Source organism: Pseudomonas sp. RIT-PI-q (assembly GCF_001297125.1).
Lineage (GTDB): Bacteria > Pseudomonadota > Gammaproteobacteria > Pseudomonadales > Pseudomonadaceae > Aquipseudomonas.
On the sequence record NZ_LHPC01000055.1, the window covers coordinates 1 to 16,629 of the forward strand.

At 59.3% G+C, this 16,629-nt stretch carries 20 protein-coding genes and 1 other RNA gene; 10 read left to right on the forward strand and 11 right to left on the reverse strand.

The genetic code is table 11. The features are described from left to right. Positions 1–217 precede the first annotated feature (217 nt). Genes AEQ67_RS29145 through AEQ67_RS29160 form a run of 4 tightly spaced genes read right to left on the reverse strand, consistent with a single transcriptional unit; the run spans position 218 to position 3,064 of the window. Entirely contained in the window at positions 218–955 is a 738-nt protein-coding gene (locus AEQ67_RS29145) for an amino acid ABC transporter ATP-binding protein (protein WP_059407226.1), read from the reverse strand. Next, positions 942–1,592 carry an amino acid ABC transporter permease gene (locus AEQ67_RS29150; protein ID WP_033060645.1) on the reverse strand — a complete coding sequence of 217 codons (651 nt, stop codon included), beginning with the start codon at positions 1,590–1,592 and terminating at the stop codon, positions 942–944. Before AEQ67_RS29150 ends, AEQ67_RS29145 begins: the two co-directional genes overlap by 14 nt. After that, positions 1,589–2,257, reverse strand: coding sequence for an amino acid ABC transporter permease (locus AEQ67_RS29155; protein ID WP_059407227.1), 669 nt, complete (start codon positions 2,255–2,257; stop codon positions 1,589–1,591). Before AEQ67_RS29155 ends, AEQ67_RS29150 begins: the two co-directional genes overlap by 4 nt. A gap of 21 nt (positions 2,258–2,278) precedes the next feature. Then, on the reverse strand, positions 2,279–3,064 hold the full coding sequence (locus tag AEQ67_RS29160; RefSeq protein WP_059407228.1) for a transporter substrate-binding domain-containing protein: 786 nt from the start codon (positions 3,062–3,064) through the stop codon (positions 2,279–2,281). A 256-nt stretch (positions 3,065–3,320) separates the two neighbouring features. Between AEQ67_RS29160 and AEQ67_RS29165 the strand changes: the two genes are divergently transcribed. The 6 genes from AEQ67_RS29165 to AEQ67_RS29190 all read left to right on the forward strand — a co-directional run bounded on the left by AEQ67_RS29165 (position 3,321) and on the right by AEQ67_RS29190 (position 9,541). Beyond that, complete coding sequence (locus AEQ67_RS29165; protein ID WP_059407229.1) at positions 3,321–4,028, forward strand: FadR/GntR family transcriptional regulator; 708 nt, start codon at positions 3,321–3,323, stop codon at positions 4,026–4,028. Positions 4,029–4,148: 120 nt separating this feature from the next. Then, a complete protein-coding gene (gene trxA, locus AEQ67_RS29170) occupies positions 4,149–4,478 on the forward strand; it encodes a thioredoxin TrxA (protein ID WP_003177349.1) in 330 nt (109 codons plus the stop codon). A 249-nt stretch (positions 4,479–4,727) separates the two neighbouring features. Further along, a complete protein-coding gene (rho, locus tag AEQ67_RS29175; protein WP_007942421.1) occupies positions 4,728–5,987 on the forward strand; it encodes a transcription termination factor Rho in 1,260 nt (419 codons plus the stop codon). 139 nt (positions 5,988–6,126) lie between these two features. Further along, the gene (ubiD, locus tag AEQ67_RS29180) at positions 6,127–7,593 is read left to right on the forward strand and encodes a 4-hydroxy-3-polyprenylbenzoate decarboxylase (RefSeq protein ID WP_059407230.1); all 1,467 of its coding nucleotides are present in this window, start codon (positions 6,127–6,129) and stop codon (positions 7,591–7,593) included. Then, the gene (locus tag AEQ67_RS29185) at positions 7,593–8,561 is read left to right on the forward strand and encodes a CDP-6-deoxy-delta-3,4-glucoseen reductase (RefSeq protein WP_059407231.1); all 969 of its coding nucleotides are present in this window, start codon (positions 7,593–7,595) and stop codon (positions 8,559–8,561) included. Before ubiD ends, AEQ67_RS29185 begins: the two co-directional genes overlap by 1 nt. A 308-nt stretch (positions 8,562–8,869) precedes the next feature. Further along, positions 8,870–9,541 (forward strand): gamma-glutamylcyclotransferase, encoded by a 672-nt coding sequence (locus tag AEQ67_RS29190; protein WP_059407232.1) that lies wholly within the window; start codon positions 8,870–8,872, stop codon positions 9,539–9,541. Here the strand turns inward: AEQ67_RS29190 and glpT are convergent. Beyond that, on the reverse strand, positions 9,514–10,866 hold the full coding sequence (gene glpT, locus AEQ67_RS29195) for a glycerol-3-phosphate transporter (protein ID WP_059407233.1): 1,353 nt from the start codon (positions 10,864–10,866) through the stop codon (positions 9,514–9,516). The two genes, AEQ67_RS29190 and glpT, sit on opposite strands and share 28 nt — an antisense overlap. A 328-nt stretch (positions 10,867–11,194) precedes the next feature. Between glpT and AEQ67_RS29200 the strand changes: the two genes are divergently transcribed. After that, on the forward strand, positions 11,195–11,809 hold the full coding sequence (locus AEQ67_RS29200; protein ID WP_059407234.1) for an energy transducer TonB: 615 nt from the start codon (positions 11,195–11,197) through the stop codon (positions 11,807–11,809). 111 nt (positions 11,810–11,920) lie between these two features. Here the strand turns inward: AEQ67_RS29200 and AEQ67_RS29205 are convergent, their stop codons facing one another. Then, positions 11,921–12,898, reverse strand: coding sequence for an NADPH:quinone oxidoreductase family protein (locus tag AEQ67_RS29205; RefSeq protein WP_059407235.1), 978 nt, complete (start codon positions 12,896–12,898; stop codon positions 11,921–11,923). Between the two features lie 150 nt (positions 12,899–13,048). Between AEQ67_RS29205 and AEQ67_RS29210 the strand changes: the two genes are divergently transcribed. Continuing rightward, positions 13,049–13,456, forward strand: a complete 408-nt coding sequence (locus AEQ67_RS29210) for a flagellar basal body-associated protein FliL (RefSeq protein WP_059407236.1) — start codon at positions 13,049–13,051, stop codon at positions 13,454–13,456. A gap of 142 nt (positions 13,457–13,598) precedes the next feature. On the opposite strand, the gene AEQ67_RS29215 is transcribed toward AEQ67_RS29210, so the two are convergent. Then, a complete protein-coding gene (locus AEQ67_RS29215; protein ID WP_059407237.1) occupies positions 13,599–14,051 on the reverse strand; it encodes an EVE domain-containing protein in 453 nt (150 codons plus the stop codon). 196 nt (positions 14,052–14,247) lie between these two features. Between AEQ67_RS29215 and AEQ67_RS36050 the strand changes: the two genes are divergently transcribed. Continuing rightward, positions 14,248–14,400, forward strand: a complete 153-nt coding sequence (locus tag AEQ67_RS36050) for a hypothetical protein (RefSeq protein ID WP_152974929.1) — start codon at positions 14,248–14,250, stop codon at positions 14,398–14,400. 34 nt (positions 14,401–14,434) lie between these two features. Here AEQ67_RS36050 and AEQ67_RS29220 read toward each other — a convergent pair whose 3' ends face one another. The 4 genes from AEQ67_RS29220 to AEQ67_RS29235 form a co-directional block, all read right to left on the reverse strand. Next, positions 14,435–15,040, reverse strand: coding sequence for a 5-formyltetrahydrofolate cyclo-ligase (locus AEQ67_RS29220; RefSeq protein WP_059407238.1), 606 nt, complete (start codon positions 15,038–15,040; stop codon positions 14,435–14,437). An 84-nt stretch (positions 15,041–15,124) separates the two neighbouring features. Next, positions 15,125–15,303: non-coding RNA, 6S RNA (ssrS, locus tag AEQ67_RS29225), on the reverse strand. A gap of 30 nt (positions 15,304–15,333) precedes the next feature. Next, positions 15,334–15,651, reverse strand: coding sequence for a cell division protein ZapA (locus tag AEQ67_RS29230; RefSeq protein WP_007942435.1), 318 nt, complete (start codon positions 15,649–15,651; stop codon positions 15,334–15,336). Beyond that, positions 15,648–15,857, reverse strand: a complete 210-nt coding sequence (locus AEQ67_RS29235; protein WP_007942437.1) for a TIGR02449 family protein — start codon at positions 15,855–15,857, stop codon at positions 15,648–15,650. The genes AEQ67_RS29230 and AEQ67_RS29235 overlap by 4 nt, the downstream gene beginning before the upstream one ends. Positions 15,858–16,051: 194 nt before the next feature. Between AEQ67_RS29235 and AEQ67_RS29240 the strand changes: the two genes are divergently transcribed. After that, the gene (locus AEQ67_RS29240) at positions 16,052–16,612 is read left to right on the forward strand and encodes a YecA/YgfB family protein (RefSeq protein ID WP_059407239.1); all 561 of its coding nucleotides are present in this window, start codon (positions 16,052–16,054) and stop codon (positions 16,610–16,612) included. Positions 16,613–16,629 lie beyond the last annotated feature (17 nt).

The window sequence follows — 16,629 nt, forward strand, 5'->3', positions numbered from 1 at the left end:
CTCAGGCATTGGTGATACTGGCTCGCAAGCTTGCTCGGATCGTATTCGCTCTACTGAAAGGACAGGGCGAATACCAACCCAAAGCTGGTTGAGGGCTTCCCCTCAACCATAGAATCTCCCACAGGTTTTTGCGTCGAACACACCATCGCGTTCCAGCAGAGAACCCTGTGGGAGCGGGCTTGCCCGCGAAGACGGCCTCAAAGGCGCTGAAGAACCCTCAGACCGCCACCTCAACCGTCCCAATGAAATTCGCCAGCTCCACTGTCTGCGGGTCAGCAAACAAAACTTTCGGATCCCCCACCTCATGCACCTTGCCCTGATGCATGAACACCAACTTGTCCCCGACCTCCCGGGCAAAGCGCATTTCATGGGTGACCATGATCAGCGTCATGCCTTCCCTGGCCAGTTGCCGAACCACGCTCAGCACTTCATTGACCAGTTCCGGGTCCAGCGCCGAGGTGATCTCATCACACAGCAATACCTTCGGCGACATCGCCAGCGCCCGGGCAATCGCTACCCGTTGTTGCTGCCCGCCGGACAGTCGATCCGGGAAGGCATCGAATTTCTCCCCCAATCCAACCCGCTCCAGCATCTGTCGCGCCAGTTCCGCCGCTTTGGCCTTGGGCACTTTCTGCACCACTTGCGGCGCGAGCATGACGTTCTCGCCCACGGTCAGGTGCGGGAACAGGTTGAACTGCTGGAACACCATCCCGACTTTCTGCCGCAAGCTGCGCAGGTCGGCGCGGGCGGCGTCGAGGTATTCGCCGTCGACCTCGATCACTCCGTCGTTGATCGACTCCAGTCCATTAAGCGTGCGCAGCAAGGTCGATTTGCCCGAGCCGCTGCGGCCGATGATCGCTACCACCTGGCCTTCCTCGACACTCAGGTCGATGCCTTTGAGCACATGGTGGTCGCCGTAATATTTATGCAGGGCCGAAATTCTAAGCAGAGGCATGCAGTCTCCTTTCCAGGTAGCGCGCACTGAGGGACAAGGGGTAGCAGAGCAGGAAGTAACCGAGGGCCACGAGGCCGTAGACCATGAACGGTTCGAAGGTCGCGTTGGCGAGCATGCCGCCGGTCTTGGTCAGTTCGGTGAAGCCGATGATCGAGGTGACAGCGGTGCCTTTGACCACTTGCACCGAGAAGCCCACGGTCGGTGCCACGGCGATGCGCAGGGCTTGCGGCAGGATCACGTAGCGCAGTTGCTCCAGCGGGTTCAGCGCCAGGCTCGACGAGGCTTCCCACTGGCCGTTGGGGATCGACTCGACGCAACCGCGCCAGATCTCCGCCAGGTACGCGCTGGTGAACAGCGTCAGGGCAATCGCCGCCGCCATCCACGGTGAAATCTCTACCCCGGCCAATGCCACGCCGAAGAACACCAGAAACAGCTGCATCAACAGCGGCGTGCCCTGGAACAGTTCGATGTAGGTGCGGGCAAAGCTGCGCGGCAGGGATTTTTTCGAAATGCGCATGACCATGATCAGCAACCCGATCAGCCCACCGCCGATAAACGCCACCAGCGACAGTGCCAAGGTCCATTGCAGGCCGGTGAGCAGGTTGCGCACGACGTCCCAGAAAGTGAAATCGCTCATTGGCTGCTCCTGGCAATGTAGCGGCGACCGATCCAGTTCAGTAGCTGGCGGATCAGCAACGCCATGCACAGGTAGATCAGCGTGGTCAGGGCGTAGGTTTCAAAAGCGCGGAAGTTGCGCGACTGGATGAAGTTGGCCGCGAAGCTCAACTCTTCAGTAGCAATCTGCGAACACACCGCCGAGCCGAGCATGACGATGATGATCTGGCTGCTCAACGCCGGCCAAACCTTGCTCAGCGCCGGCAGCAAGACCACGTGGCGGAAGGCTTCGAAGCGCGTCATCGCCAACGCAGCGGCGGCTTCCAGCTGCCCTCGCGGGAGCGCCTGGATGCCGGCGCGGATGATCTCGGTGGAATAAGCGCCGAGGTGGATCACCATCGCCAGCACCGCCGCCTGCCATTCGGAAATCTGCACGCCGAGGGACGGCAGGCCGAAGAAGATGAAAAACAACTGCACCAGAAACGGCGTGTTGCGAATCAACTCGACGTAGACCCCGAACATCGCCGAGAACGGGCGAATGTTCCAGGCCCGCACCAGCGCCCCGACGATGCCCAGCCCCACGCCGAACACCGCGCCAATGGCCGTCAGCTCAAGGGTGAACAACGCACCGCGCAGCAGCAGGTCGGTGTTTTGCACCACCGGTAGAAAGTCGAACTGATAGGCCATATCAAATCTCCCGAGCGTCGATCAGAGATCGGCCGGCAGTGGCTCTTTGAGCCAGGTCTGGGAGTTTTTCTCCAAGGCGCCGTCAGTCTTCGCGGTAGCCAGGATCTCGTTGACCTTGCCCAGCAGCGCCGGCTCGTTCTTGTTCACGCCGACGTAGACCGGCGAATCCTTGAGCTTCACTTTCAGCGCGGGCACGCGTTTTGGACTGCGCTCACTGATCGCCACCATCACCACGTTGCCGCTGGCAATCAGGTCGACTTGCCCGGCGAGGTACGCGGCGATGGTCGAGTTGTTGTCTTCGAAGCGCTTGATGGTCACGCCCTCGGGGGCGACTTTGCTCAGCTCGATGTCTTCGATGGCGCCACGGGTGACGCTGACGGTTTTGCCCTTGAGGTCGTCCAGGCTGTTGATGTTGGCGTCTGGCGGACCGAACACGGCGAGGTAGAAGGGCGCATAGGCGCGTGAGAAGTCGATGACTTTCTCGCGCTCGGGGTTCTTGCCGAGGCTGGAGATCACCAGGTCGACCTTGCCGGTGGTCAGGAACGGAATGCGGTTGGTGCTGTTGACCGGCGTCAGTTCGAGTTTGACCTTGAGTTGCTCGGCCAGCAGTTTGGCGGTGTCGATATCGAGACCACGTGGCTTCATGTCCGGGCCGACCGAGCCGAAGGGCGGGAAGTCCTGAGGCACGGCCACCTTGAGGACGCCGCGCTTGACCACATCCTCCAGACCGTCGGCATGGGCGGGTGCCTGGCTCAGCATCAGGCTGGCAAACAGGGCTGCGAGGAGGGCGCTGTAACGCTGGGTCATGGCAAATCTCCGAATCGGCGAGAAGTGAATTCTGCGGATCGACAGAGCACGGGCCATGCCAAGATTGGTTTTTAGGGGGTGCAGGCCACGGTTTTATTGGTGCTTTTCGGTCTTACTGGTCTGAACAGTCGGGTGACATTTCGCACCCCGATAGCGCATCCAGGAAAAACACCGAACCCCCATGGGGCACGACTTGCCGGGCGTCGCGAATAGCTTTACAACTAACCGCTCATTGGCCTGGTTCGTCTGAAAAACCATGAACTCTATCTCCCGCGCCGTACCTGAAGTGGCGCTGCAAGCCATCCGTAAACTGATCACCGAACAGGGTTTTGGACCGGGGGACGCCTTGCCCTCGCAACGGGACCTGGCTGTGCAATTGGGGGTGAGTCGGGCGTCGCTGCGCGAGGCTTTATCGTCACTGAGTGCGCTGGGCGTCATCAGCATCCAGCCGGGCAAGGGGGTGTTCGTGCAATCGCCGGTGGACTTGCCTCGGTCCGATGCCGCGCTGAGTTGGCCGTTCGCGGCCCAGGCGTCGCCGCTGGACATCTTCCAGTTGCGTTATGCCCTGGAAGGCTTTGCTGCGGGGCTGGCGGCCGTGACGTTAAGTACGTTTGAACTCGATGCCCTGGAAGACAACGTCGCCGCCATGCGTAACGAACTGAAGGCTGGCGACTTCGAGGCAGCGGCGCGGCTGGATTTCGACTTCCACCGCCGCATCCTGCTGGCCAGCGGCAATCAGGCGATGCTGAGCATCCTCACCGCGAGCGCCGACATCTTCCTGGAGAGCCAGAAGCTACCGTTCATCCGGGCCGAACGGGCCATGGAAACCTGGCAGGAGCACCGCAAAATCCTCCGTGCACTGGCTCGACGGGCGTCCGGCGCGGCGCAGAAGGCCATGCACGAACATGTGCGTAACGCCGCGTTGCGCACCGGAATTGCCTTCGTCGCTCCCGCCACCTCATGACTTGAGCTATACCCAAACTCATGGACCACCATAGCGAGACTCAATCATCTGCGGCTTCCTGAACGCGGGAAGGGCGGCTATGATGGGCCACGTTTTTTTGCTTACAACCTGGAGACTTCCATGAGCAGCGATCTTATCAAACACGTTAGCGACGCTAGCTTCGAGGCCGACGTACTCAAGGCCGAAGGCGCTGTATTGGTCGACTACTGGGCTGAATGGTGCGGCCCTTGCAAAATGATCGCTCCTGTTCTGGACGAAATTGCCGAGACCTACAAAGGCAAGCTGACCATTGCCAAACTGAACATCGACGAGAACCAGGAAACACCGGCCAAGCATGGCGTGCGTGGTATCCCGACTCTGATGCTGTTCAAGAACGGCAACGTTGAAGCGACCAAGGTCGGCGCACTGTCGAAGTCGCAACTGGCTGCTTTCCTCGACGCCAACATCTAAGCGTCGCTGTAAAGTGTCCGAAAAAAGGCCCCGCATATTGCGGGGCTTTTTCGTTATAGAGGGCTAGACGCTCCGAAACTCAGGTGGTACATTCGGCCCCGCACTGGTTTCTCCATTGCCCCCTGCTAGCCGTCGCCGACGCACTCCTTTTCGAATAAGTACGCGATCCTGTCGCCTTCTCTGCGGCGCGGCCTCATTAAGCCAAAAGCTTAATTTCCCCCCCTCCATAAATGATTACGTCATTCCTATATGAATCTGACTGAACTCAAGCAAAAGCCGATTACCGAACTGCTCGAATTGGCCGAACAGATGGGCATAGAAAATATGGCCCGTTCGCGCAAGCAGGACGTGATTTTCTCCCTGCTCAAAAAGCACGCGAAAAGCGGCGAGGAAATCTCCGGTGATGGCGTGCTGGAGATTCTCCAGGACGGCTTCGGCTTCCTGCGCTCCGCTGACGCTTCCTATCTGGCTGGCCCGGACGATATCTACGTCTCGCCTAGCCAGATCCGCCGTTTCAACTTGCGCACCGGTGACACCATCGTTGGCAAGATCCGCCCTCCAAAGGAAGGCGAGCGTTATTTCGCGCTGCTCAAGGTCGACACGATCAACTACGATCGTCCCGAAAACGCGAAAAACAAGATTCTCTTCGAGAACCTGACCCCGCTGTTCCCGACCGTGCGCATGAAGATGGAAGCCGGCAACGGTTCCACCGAAGACTTGACCGGTCGTGTCATCGACCTGTGCGCCCCGATCGGCAAAGGCCAGCGCGGTCTGATCGTTGCACCGCCGAAAGCCGGTAAGACGATCATGCTGCAGAACATCGCGGCCAACATCGCGCGTAACAACCCTGAAGTTCATCTGATCGTATTGCTGATCGACGAACGTCCGGAAGAAGTAACCGAAATGCAGCGCACCGTGCGCGGCGAAGTGGTTGCCTCGACGTTCGACGAGCCGCCAACCCGCCACGTGCAGGTTGCCGAAATGGTGATCGAGAAGGCCAAGCGCCTGGTCGAACACAAGAAGGACGTGGTGATCCTGCTCGACTCCATCACCCGTCTGGCTCGCGCCTACAACACCGTGATCCCGAGCTCCGGCAAAGTGCTCACCGGTGGTGTCGATGCTCACGCCCTGGAGAAACCGAAACGTTTCTTCGGCGCCGCGCGGAACATCGAAGAAGGCGGTTCGCTGACCATCATCGCCACCGCGCTGGTTGAAACCGGCTCGAAGATGGACGAAGTGATCTACGAAGAGTTCAAAGGCACGGGCAACATGGAACTGCCGCTGGATCGTCGCATCGCTGAAAAACGTGTGTTCCCGGCCATCAACATCAACCGTTCCGGCACCCGCCGCGAAGAGTTGCTGACGGCTGACGACGAGTTGCAGCGCATGTGGATCCTTCGCAAGCTCCTGCACCCGATGGACGAAATCGCTGCCATCGAGTTCCTGGTCGACAAGTTGAAAACGACCAAGACCAACGATGAGTTCTTCCTGTCGATGAAACGCAAGTAAGTCGATAAAGCCAAGAAGCCGGGGAAACCCGGCTTTTTGCTATCTGATTTTTGATCAATCGCCAGTTCGTGGTTCTGAATAGAGGGGTTCGGCGCTAAACTGCCACCCCCGAACGGCACGGCCAATACGAGGCTCACGCATGCAGTATCGCGACTTGCGCGACTTTATCAGCGGCCTGGAAAAGCGCGGCGAACTCAAGCGCATCCAGGTTCCGGTGTCCCCAGTGCTCGAAATGACCGAGGTCTGCGACCGCACGTTGCGCGCCAAAGGCCCGGCCCTGCTTTTCGAAAACCCTACGGGTTATGACATTCCGGTACTCGGCAACCTGTTCGGCACCCCCGAGCGCGTTGCGTTGGGCATGGGTGCAGAAGCGGTCAGTGAACTGCGCGAGATCGGCAAGCTGCTGGCCTTCCTCAAGGAGCCCGAGCCGCCCAAAGGCCTGAAAGACGCCTGGTCCAAGCTGCCAATCTTCCGCAAGATCATCGCCATGGCGCCGAAAGTCGTCAAAGACGCGATCTGCCAGGAAGTGGTCATCGAAGGCGACGACGTCGACCTCGCGATGCTGCCGGTGCAGACCTGCTGGCCTGGCGACGTCGGCCCGCTGATCACCTGGGGCCTGACCGTCACCAAAGGTCCGAACAAGGATCGCCAGAACCTCGGCATCTATCGTCAGCAAGTGATCGGCCGCAACAAGGTCATCATGCGTTGGCTGAGCCACCGTGGCGGCGCGCTGGATTATCGCGAGTGGTGCGAGAAGCATCCTGGCCAACCGTTCCCGGTGTCCGTGGCGTTGGGCGCTGACCCGGCGACCATTCTCGGTGCGGTGACGCCGGTGCCGGACAGCCTCTCCGAATATGCCTTCGCCGGTCTGTTGCGTGGCAACCGCACCGAGCTGGTGAAGTGCCGTGGCAACGACCTGCAAGTGCCGGCCACCGCCGAGATCATCCTTGAAGGCGTGATCCATCCGGGCGAGATGGCCGATGAAGGTCCGTATGGCGACCACACCGGCTACTACAACGAAGTCGACAGCTTCCCGGTGTTCACCGTCGAGCGCATTACCCACCGGATCAAACCGATTTATCACAGCACCTACACCGGCCGTCCGCCGGATGAGCCGGCGATTCTCGGCGTGGCGCTGAACGAAGTGTTCGTGCCGATCCTGCAGAAGCAGTTCCCGGAGATCACCGACTTCTACCTGCCGCCCGAAGGCTGCTCGTACCGCATGGCCATCGTGACCATGAAGAAGTCGTATCCCGGCCATGCCAAGCGGGTAATGCTCGGTGTCTGGTCGTTTTTGCGACAGTTCATGTACACCAAGTTCGTTATCGTCTGTGACGACGATATCAACGCACGCGACTGGAATGACGTGATCTGGGCCATCACCACGCGCATGGACCCCAAGCGCGACACGGTGATGATCGACAACACGCCGATCGATTACCTCGACTTCGCCTCGCCGGTTTCCGGCCTGGGTTCGAAGATGGGGCTCGATGCCACGCATAAATGGCCGGGCGAAACCACCCGCGAGTGGGGCCGGGTCATCGTCAAGGACGAAGCCGTGACCCAACGGATCGATGCCATCTGGAATCAGTTAGGAATAGATTGATGCGTGTAACCTTGCAGCCCTCCGGAGCAGTGCTAGAGATTCTGCCCGGCGAGCGGATTCTCGACGGCGCACGGCGTCTGGGCTATGAATGCCCGCAAAGCTGTCGCAATGGTAATTGCCACGTCTGTGGCGCACTGCTGGTGGAAGGGCGGGTCGAGCAGGCCGGCGATGTGCGTGACCATGGCGAGTTCTACACTTGCATAGCAGAGCCGCTGGAAGACTGCATTGTGCTGTGGGATGGCGTGCTCGCGCTGGGAGAATTGCCGGTGCGCAGCTTGTCGTGTCAGGTCATTGAATGCAGGGACGTCGGCGGCGATACCTGGCGCGTGCGTTTGCGCGCACCGGCGGGTAAGCCGCCGCGCTATCACGCGGGTCAGTATTTGATGATCGAACGGGAAAACGGCGAGAAATCCGCGTTCTCCCTGGCCTCGGCCCCGCATGGCGGGCGTGACCTGGAAATCCATGTGCTGGCGCGCGAAAGCAGTGCGCTGAACCTGATCGAGCAGCTTCAGCGCAACTCGATGGTGCGGATCGAAATGCCCTTCGGCGACACCCACCTGGCGGAACTGCCGGCCGGTCCGCTGGTGCTGATTGCCGCAGGCACCGGCATGGGCCAGATCCACAGTTTGATCGAACATTGCCGCGCTACCGGCTTCAAACATCCGGTGCATCTGTATTGGGGCGTGCGTCGTCCTGAAGACTTTTATGACATTGAACATTGGGATGAATGGCTGAAACTGCCCAACCTGTTCCTGCATAAAGTCGTCAGCGATCAATGCGGCTGGCAGGGGCGCTGTGGCATGTTGCATGAAGCAGTGTGTGAAGACTTCCCTGATCTGAAAGCCCTGCATGTCTACGCCAGCGGTTCGCCAGCGATGGTCTACGGCACGCTGGATGCCTTGGTCGAAGCCGGGATGGATGCCCATCAAATGCGCGCCGACGTATTTGCATACGCCCCTAGATCCTGAGGCTGCCCACCACACTGTAGGAGCGAGCTTGCTCGCGATGGACTCAAAAGCACCGCGGGAAAGCCTGACTTCCCGCGTAATCGTTAACGACCCTCGCGAGCAAGCTCGCTCCTACAGGTTATAACCCTCTATATAGCCGATCGGTATTTATAAATTTATATAAGTGCCGGTAGGTTATATGTCATCCAGGCAATCATTAAGAACTGTGCCGTGGCACTTAAATTGCCTTAAAACATATGTGCCTTATTGTTACAGCGGTGCGTTCTATTAAGTAATCTTTACCCGCGGGGAGCTGAACGCTATTCGCCATGAGCGCCATTGAATCTGCTTTTTTGAATCTGGCTTACCCTCCGCGGCTCGATCTGGGGCCGCAGCTTACGCACGAACAATTGCTCAGCTCGATGCAGTCGACCATGGCGCGCCACAAGGGCGGGCCGGTCTGGCTGTTCGCTTACGGCTCGCTGATCTGGAAGCCTGAATGCCCGACGGCGGAGCGTGTGCGCGGTCGTGTGCATGGCTACCATCGCGGTTTGTACCTGTGGTCCCACGAACATCGCGGCACGCCGGAAGTGCCAGGGCTGGTGTTTGGCCTGGACCGCGGCGGCTCTTGCAGCGGTTTCGCGTATCGCTTGCCCGAAGAACAACTCGACGCGTCGCTCTACGCCTTGTGGCAGCGCGAAATGCCCTTTCCGTCCTATCGCCCACACTGGCTCAACTGCCGTCTTGAAGACGGAAGCCAGGTTCAGGCGTTGGGATTCGTATTGGAGCGTCATCTGCCCAGCTATGCCGGCAACTTGCCGGATCACGTGCTGAGCCACGTGTTCGAAAACGCTTGCGGGCGTTACGGCACCACTCGCGATTATGTCGAGCAGACCGCCAACGCCCTGCGCAGCCACGCCATGCCAGACCGAAATCTGGAGGCGCGGCTCAAGCGTTGTAAATCAAAGTCTGATCAGGCGAGTGCTTCTTCGCGGGTCTGACTGGCGACGTTCTTGTGACCCAGCGTGGGTGCCAGGAACGCCATCGCCAGCAGGCACGCGGCGACCAGCAGGATGAAACCGCCATCCCAACCGAAGTAGTCCACCGTGTAGCCCATCAAGGCACTGGCCGCGACTGAACCACCCAGGTAACCGAACAGGCCAGTAAAGCCTGCCGCCGTCCCCGCCGCCTTCTTCGGCACCAGTTCCAGCGCTTGCAAGCCAACCAGCATCACCGGACCGTAGATCAGGAAGCCGATCGCGAACAGCGAGATCATGTCGATCATCGGGTTGCCGGGCGGGTTCAGCCAATACACGATCGTCGCGACGGTCACCAACGCCATGAACACCATACCGGTCAGGCCACGGTTGCCGCGGAAGACCTTGTCCGACATCCAGCCGCACAGCAACGTGCCCGGAATGCCTGCCCACTCATAAAGGAAATACGCCCACGACGTTTTGTCGAAGTCGAAGTGCTTGACCTCTTTGAGGTAGGTCGGCGCCCAGTCCAGGATGCCATAGCGCAGCAGGTAGACGAAGACGTTAGCCAGGGCGATGAACCAGAGCATTTTGTTGCGCAGCACGTATTTGACGAAGATGTCCTTGGCGCTGAATTCGTCTTCGTGGCTGGCGTCGTAGCCTTCCGGGTAATCGTTTTTGTACTTCTCGATGGGCGGCAGGCCCGTCGATTGCGGTGTATCGCGCATCACAATGAAGGCAAATACGGCGACCAGCAGCGCCACGGCGGCCGGTACGTAGAACTTGCTGTGCCAGTCGTTGAACCAGCCCATGCCGAGAATCGCCAACGGGCCGATCAAGCCTCCGCCGACGTTATGCGCGGTGTTCCACACCGACACCACACCGCCGCGCTCTTTCTGCGACCACCAATGCACCATGGTTCGCCCGCTCGGCGGCCAGCCCATGCCTTGCGCCCAGCCGTTGATGAACAACAGGATGAACATCATGGTCACGCTGGATGTCGCCCAAGGTGCGAAACCGAAAACGAACATCACCCCGGCGGAGACCACCAGGCCAAACGGCAGGAAGTAACGCGGGTTCGAGCGGTCGGACACAATGCCCATCAAAAACTTCGACAGGCCGTAGGCGATCGCAATCGCCGACATGGCCACGCCCAGCTGGCCTTTTGTATAGCCTTGGGCGATCAGGTCAGGGAAGGCCAGGGTGAAGTTCTTGCGCAGCAGGTAGTAACCGGCATAGCCGATGAAAATCCCGGCGAAGATCTGCCAGCGAAGGCGTCGGTAGGTGCTGTCTATTTTTTCTTCAGGCAATGGAGCCTGATGTGCGGCAGGACGAAAGAAAGCAAACATTCAAGAGCTCCAGATTTCTTGTTTTGACTGCGGATGCGAATGTTACAGTTTCGTTACCGAAAATAGCACCGGTTCGCATTGGCGAAACAGCGGAAACATTGGAGATCGCATGTTCTTTTACGAACATGTCGCTCAGGTATAAATGAAGGACGTTGTAGGAAGCATTACCTCTGTCGCTTTGACGCCCTTCGTCTGTCCGGAATAAGGCAGGGCTTTGGGAAATGTCCTTCGATTGAATGGGAAGTCGTGACGTTCTGTTTCAGGTCACCGCGCTTTAACCTTTGTGCGGGTGCCAGGGTTGGCATTGCAGTCGCGAAGGAGAGGGGTTATGCGGTGGTTAGCGTGTGTGCTGTTGCTGATGGTGTCGATGGATATCAGGGCGGGGGACGTGCTCCTGATACCTGAACATAATCCCAAGCCGATTTACCCCCGGGCGCTTTACAGGGCCGGGATAATCGGTGAGGTCCGGGTCGGGTTCACTGCCAATGCCGATGGTTCGGTCAGCAAAGTGAACATTTTGCAAAGCGACCATCCTGAACTGGCCGAAGCGTCCAGGGTCGCGATTGTACAGTGGCGATTCAAGCCGTGGGCGGTGGAGGGTGACACCCTTGCCGAACTGGACGTGGTTGCGCCCATGAGCTTCCGGCTGGATCTGGACACGCCCATCCACACCAACCAATGGCTCAAAAAACTGCGATGCCGTGACATCAATGAGGCTCTGGCCGATTTCCCGGAGCACGCGTGGGTGGATACAGCGGTGTTTGATTACACCCGGGCTTATCTGTCGAACGTGTTTCATATCACTCAGTTGCCAGACGAGAAGCGTCTGGCGCTGATCGCCACGCTCAACAGGCGTGTGCCTACCATCGTCCGGCAATGCCGTCGCGGCCCCGTCCTCAAATACATGAGTTTGCTGCCGAAGGACATTCGCGAGTTGCTTTAGTCCCGGCCAAAAAAAGCCCCCGATCCTGAGATCGGGGGCAATTTTATGCGTCGCACAACACCCGTAGGAGCCAGGCTTGCCGGCGAAGGCGTCATCAGCCGCAGCGCAGGCTCAGCGAACCTGAACCACCACTTTCCCGACCGCTTTACGCTGGCCCAGATCATCAATGGCTTGCGCTGCATTGCTCAGCGGGTACACCTGCGACACCAGCGGCTTCAACTTGCCCTCGGCAAACCAGCCAAACAACTGCTGGAAGTTCGCCGCGTTGTCTTGCGGCTGGCGCTGGGCAAACGAGCCCCAGAACACGCCAACCACTGCCGCGCCCTTGAGCAGGGCAAGGTTGACCGGCAGTTCCGGGATGCGTCCACTGGCGAAGCCAACCACCAGCAGACGACCATTCCAGGCGATGGCGCGGATGGCCTGGTCGAACAGGTCGCCGCCCACCGGGTCGTAGATCACGTCGGCGCCTTGGCCATCGGTGAGGCGTTTGATTTCATCCTTGAGGCTGGTTTCGCTGTAATTGATCAGCTCATCGGCGCCGGCCGCCTTGGCCACCGCGAGTTTTTCGGCGCTGCTGGCGGCGGCGATCACGCGGGCGCCCATGGCTTTACCGATTTCCACCGCGGCCAGACCGACACCACCGGAGGCGCCCAGTACCAGCAAGGTTTCACCGGGCTGTAGATTGGCCCGTTGCTTGAGCGCATGCATCGAGGTGCCGTAGGTCATGCTGAAGGCGGCGGCGGTGTTGAAGTCCATGGACGGGGGGATCGGCAGCACGTTGTAGCCCGGCACCGCGACCTGTTCGGCGAAGCTGCCCCAACCGGTCAGGGCCATGACCCGATCGCCGACTTTCAGGTGGCTGACCTTTTCGCCCACTGCACTGACCACACCGGCTGCTTCACCGCCAGGGGAAAACGGGAAGGGCGGCTTGAACTGGTATTTGCCCTCGATGATCAGCGTGTCCGGGAAATTCACCCCGGCGGCGTGCACGTCCAGCAGGATTTCATTCTTCTTCGCGACAGGACTGGCGACGTCTTCCAGCACCAGCGATTCGGCAGGGCCGAAGGCTTTGCACAGCACGGCTTTCATCAGGGCTATTCCTTTGGGAGTGATGGCCGATAAGTGTAGGTGTGTGAATCGACGGGTCAACGAGCATGCCCCGCCCTGATAGTCAGCCATAAGCTTGTGCTAACGCGGCGGGTCGTTATGCTAGGCCGCAAACCGGATAAGGAGCGAATTGTGAAAGCGTGGATCATGTTGTTGCTGGCCCTGTCTCTGCCCGTGGCAGCGATGGCCGAAGAAGCCAAAGAAGGTTCGGCGCCGAAGGTCAATTACATCACCCTGAGCCCGCCGTTCGTGGGCAACTACGGGCTGGACGGCACGCCGAAGCTTAAGGTCTACAAGGCCGATGTGGCGTTGCGGGTGACCGGGGAAGAGGCGACCAAACTGGTCAAGGCCAACGAGCCGTTGATTCGTAATCAACTGGTGGCGCTGTTTGCCCAGCAGACGACCGAGACGATGAACAACGTCGAGGCCAAGGAGAAGCTGCGTCAGGAAGCCTTGAAGCAGGCCCAGCAAATCATGAACGACGAAACCGGTCAGCCGGTGGTTGAGGATTTGTTGTTCAACAACCTGATCATTCAATAAGTCATTCGCTGTTCCGGTGGGCCCTATCGCGGGCAAGCCCGCTCCCACAAGGATTTTTGGTGGAACACGATCATGTTTTTCACCGCAGAACTCTGTGGGAGCGGGCTTGCCCGCGATAGCAATTTGAGAGGCGCCGCAATTCTTAGGGCTTGAGCGCGATCACCGCCGCCCACTGCTCCGCCGTAACCGGCATCACCGACAATCTCGAACCTTTCTGCACCAGCGGCATCTCCGCCAGCGCCGTCTGCTGTTTCAGGTAATCCAGTTTCAACACCCTGGAAAACGTCTCGACATGCGCGACATCGATCGCGCTCCAGGCGTTTTTCTCAGGGGTGGCCTTCGGATCGAAGTAATGACCCTCAGGCTCCAGCGCCGTCGGGTCTGGATACGCGGCTTCGACAATCTTGCCGATCCCGGCAATTCCCGGCTCAGGGCAGCTGGAGTGATAAAAGAAAAACTCGTCACCGACCGCCATGGCCCGCAAAAAGTTACGCGCCTGATAGTTGCGAACCCCGTCCCAGCGCGCTTTGCCAAGCTTCTCAAGACCGTTGATCGAGAGTTCCTCGGGCTCGGATTTCATCAGCCAATACGCCATGGTTTTTGCTCCTTGCGGGGTGAGTGGGCAAGTTGTCGGTCAATTTTATGACAAACCGACAGTCGGTTGACGCCAGCGTTTGCGTGTCGGTTCACGTTGTCGCAAAATGCCGGCCTTCTAAGCTTGACGCTGCTGCACGGCCTACAACGGAAACCGCTGCTGTCATCGTGTTGATGTGCCTTTGGGGGGGCAATCGATGAAACGCAAACCGGATTTACTATGGATTTTGGTTATTTTGTTCGGCCTCGGCGTCGTGACCACCGGCTATGCCCAAAGCTTGTGGAACAACAAGACCGACGCACCGATCGAAATCGCCCAGCAACAACAGCCGACAGCCTTCAAGCGCTGATCGGTCTTTTCGACGCCGCTGATTCCAGTGGCGTCTAGTCTGCGAAATACCACGCCTTGTCTGTCACCGTTCCTTGCAACGGCACGTCCCAGCTCGCCTGAGCCAATCGCTCGACCTTCTGACATTCATGGGCCAGCCCCAGCAACGTCGGCTTGCGCCAGTTTTTGCGCCGCGCCAGGTACGCCAGGCTCCGGTCATAGAAACCACCGCCCATGCCCAGGCGCCCGCCGACATCGTCAAACCCCACCAATGGCAGCAACACCAGATCCAGCGCCCAGACTTTGCGTTGCCGGGCGAGGTTGTGCACGGGTTCGAGAATACGAAAGCGATTGGGTTTGAGTTTTTCACCGGGGCGAATCCGCTGGAACACCATTTTGGTTCGCGGCCAGGCGCTGAGTACCGGCAGATAGGTAGCCTTGCCCCGACGTTGAGCGGCACGCAGCAGCACGCGCGGATCGATTTCACCGTCGGTGGGTAGATAAAGAGAGATGTGTTTTGCGCGGCGGAACAGCGGTTGCTGGGCCAATTGCTTGTACAACCCGCGAGCGGCCTGGCGCTGCTGACTGGGTGTCAGTGCGCGGCGGGCCTTGCGCAGCATGCGTCGAAGTTGCGGGCGGGGTAGCAGCGCAGGTTCGGTCATGAATCGGGGCTCGCGGGTTGGGTACATAAAGCGTACCCGTAAAAAAGCCGATGCCGGTATTTAAACCGGCATCGGACTGGAATCAGGCTCCCCGGATGAACCGCTGCTGACTTAGCCCTTGAACCCGAAAGTTCAAGGTGGAAGATGCAGTAGGCTTTAAGGCTTTCCGTCTAGCGGACATGCACACCAGCCCAACGTGCAACTTCCAGGGTAGTGCGAATCGGCTCAGGGACGTGGTCAACTGGCAAGCACCCCAGGGAGTGAAGCGAGTATACCCCAAGCCGTTTCACGTTTCAGCCCTTGGTGACGTCCGGATCGGTTGCGAGTACCAAATCGACCCGATCCAGCAGGTCGCGAACCTGCTCGCGAGTCGAGCCGCTGGCCTGTACATCCGGGCGTTCTTCCTTGTGCAGCAGGTCGTGGGTGATGTTCAGCGCGGCCATTACGGCGATGCGATCGGCACCGATGACTTTGCCGCTGCTGCGGATTTCGCGCATCTTGCCGTCCAGGTATCGGGCGGCGCTCACCAGATTGCTGCGCTCTTCCTGAGGGCAGATGATCGAATATTCTTTGTCGAGGATCTGCACGGTTACGCTATTGCTTGAACTCATGAGTCTTGCTCCAGGGCCTTGAGGCGCGAAATCATTGATTCGACCTTACGCCGGGCGATTTCGTTCTTTTCAATGAGGTGAGCGCGTTCCTCGCGCCAGGTCTTTTCCTGAGCTAATAGGAGTCCGTTTTGACTCTTTAGTTGCTCGACTCGGCTAATTAGCAGTTCGAGTCTGGCCATCAGCGCTTGCAGGTCGGTGTCTTCCATTGTCTTCACTGTCTGATGGGTGTTGGACTGTAGGAGCGAGCTTGCTCGCGATGAACCCGAGAATGCCGCGGGGTGCCAGGTGCCCAACGTTATCGTTGGTGACCATCGCGAGCAAGCTCGCTCCTACAGGGGTAGTCGATGTAGGATACAAGGCCTTCATTCTAGACATAGCGCCGTCTGGCGCCTAGCTGCCCATGCCCATTCAGAATTCTCCGTACCAAGCCTTCGCCACCCTGCTGACTTCCAGCGGTCATAACGTCTCGCCTGCCGAACTGCATGGCCTGTTGCTCGGCCGCAGTTGCGCCGGTGCCGGCTTCGATGCCGAAGGCTGGTTGATCGATGCCGCCGAGCTGCTCGAAAGCGAGCCGCAAGATAATGTCCGCAATGCCCTGATCGGCTTGCAGGAGATGGTCAAGGGTGAACTCACCGGCGACGACGTGACTGTCGTTCTGCTGCTGCCTACCGATGACGAGCCGCTGGCCGATCGTGCCGCCGCACTGGGCCAATGGTGCCAGGGTTTCCTCAGCGGTTTTGGCTTGAACTGCCGTGACAGCAGCATGCTCAGCACCGAGGCCACCGAAGTGCTGCAGGACCTGGCAGCCATCTCCCAGGTGCAAGACGCGCTGGAAGAGTCGGACGATGGCGAGAGCGACTACATGGAAGTCATGGAGTACCTGCGCGTCGCGCCGCTGCTGCTGTTCAGCGAAACCAGGAAGCCGGACGCGCCGGCTGCCGCCAAACCGTCGTTGCATTAATCGCGTGCCAGGAAAAG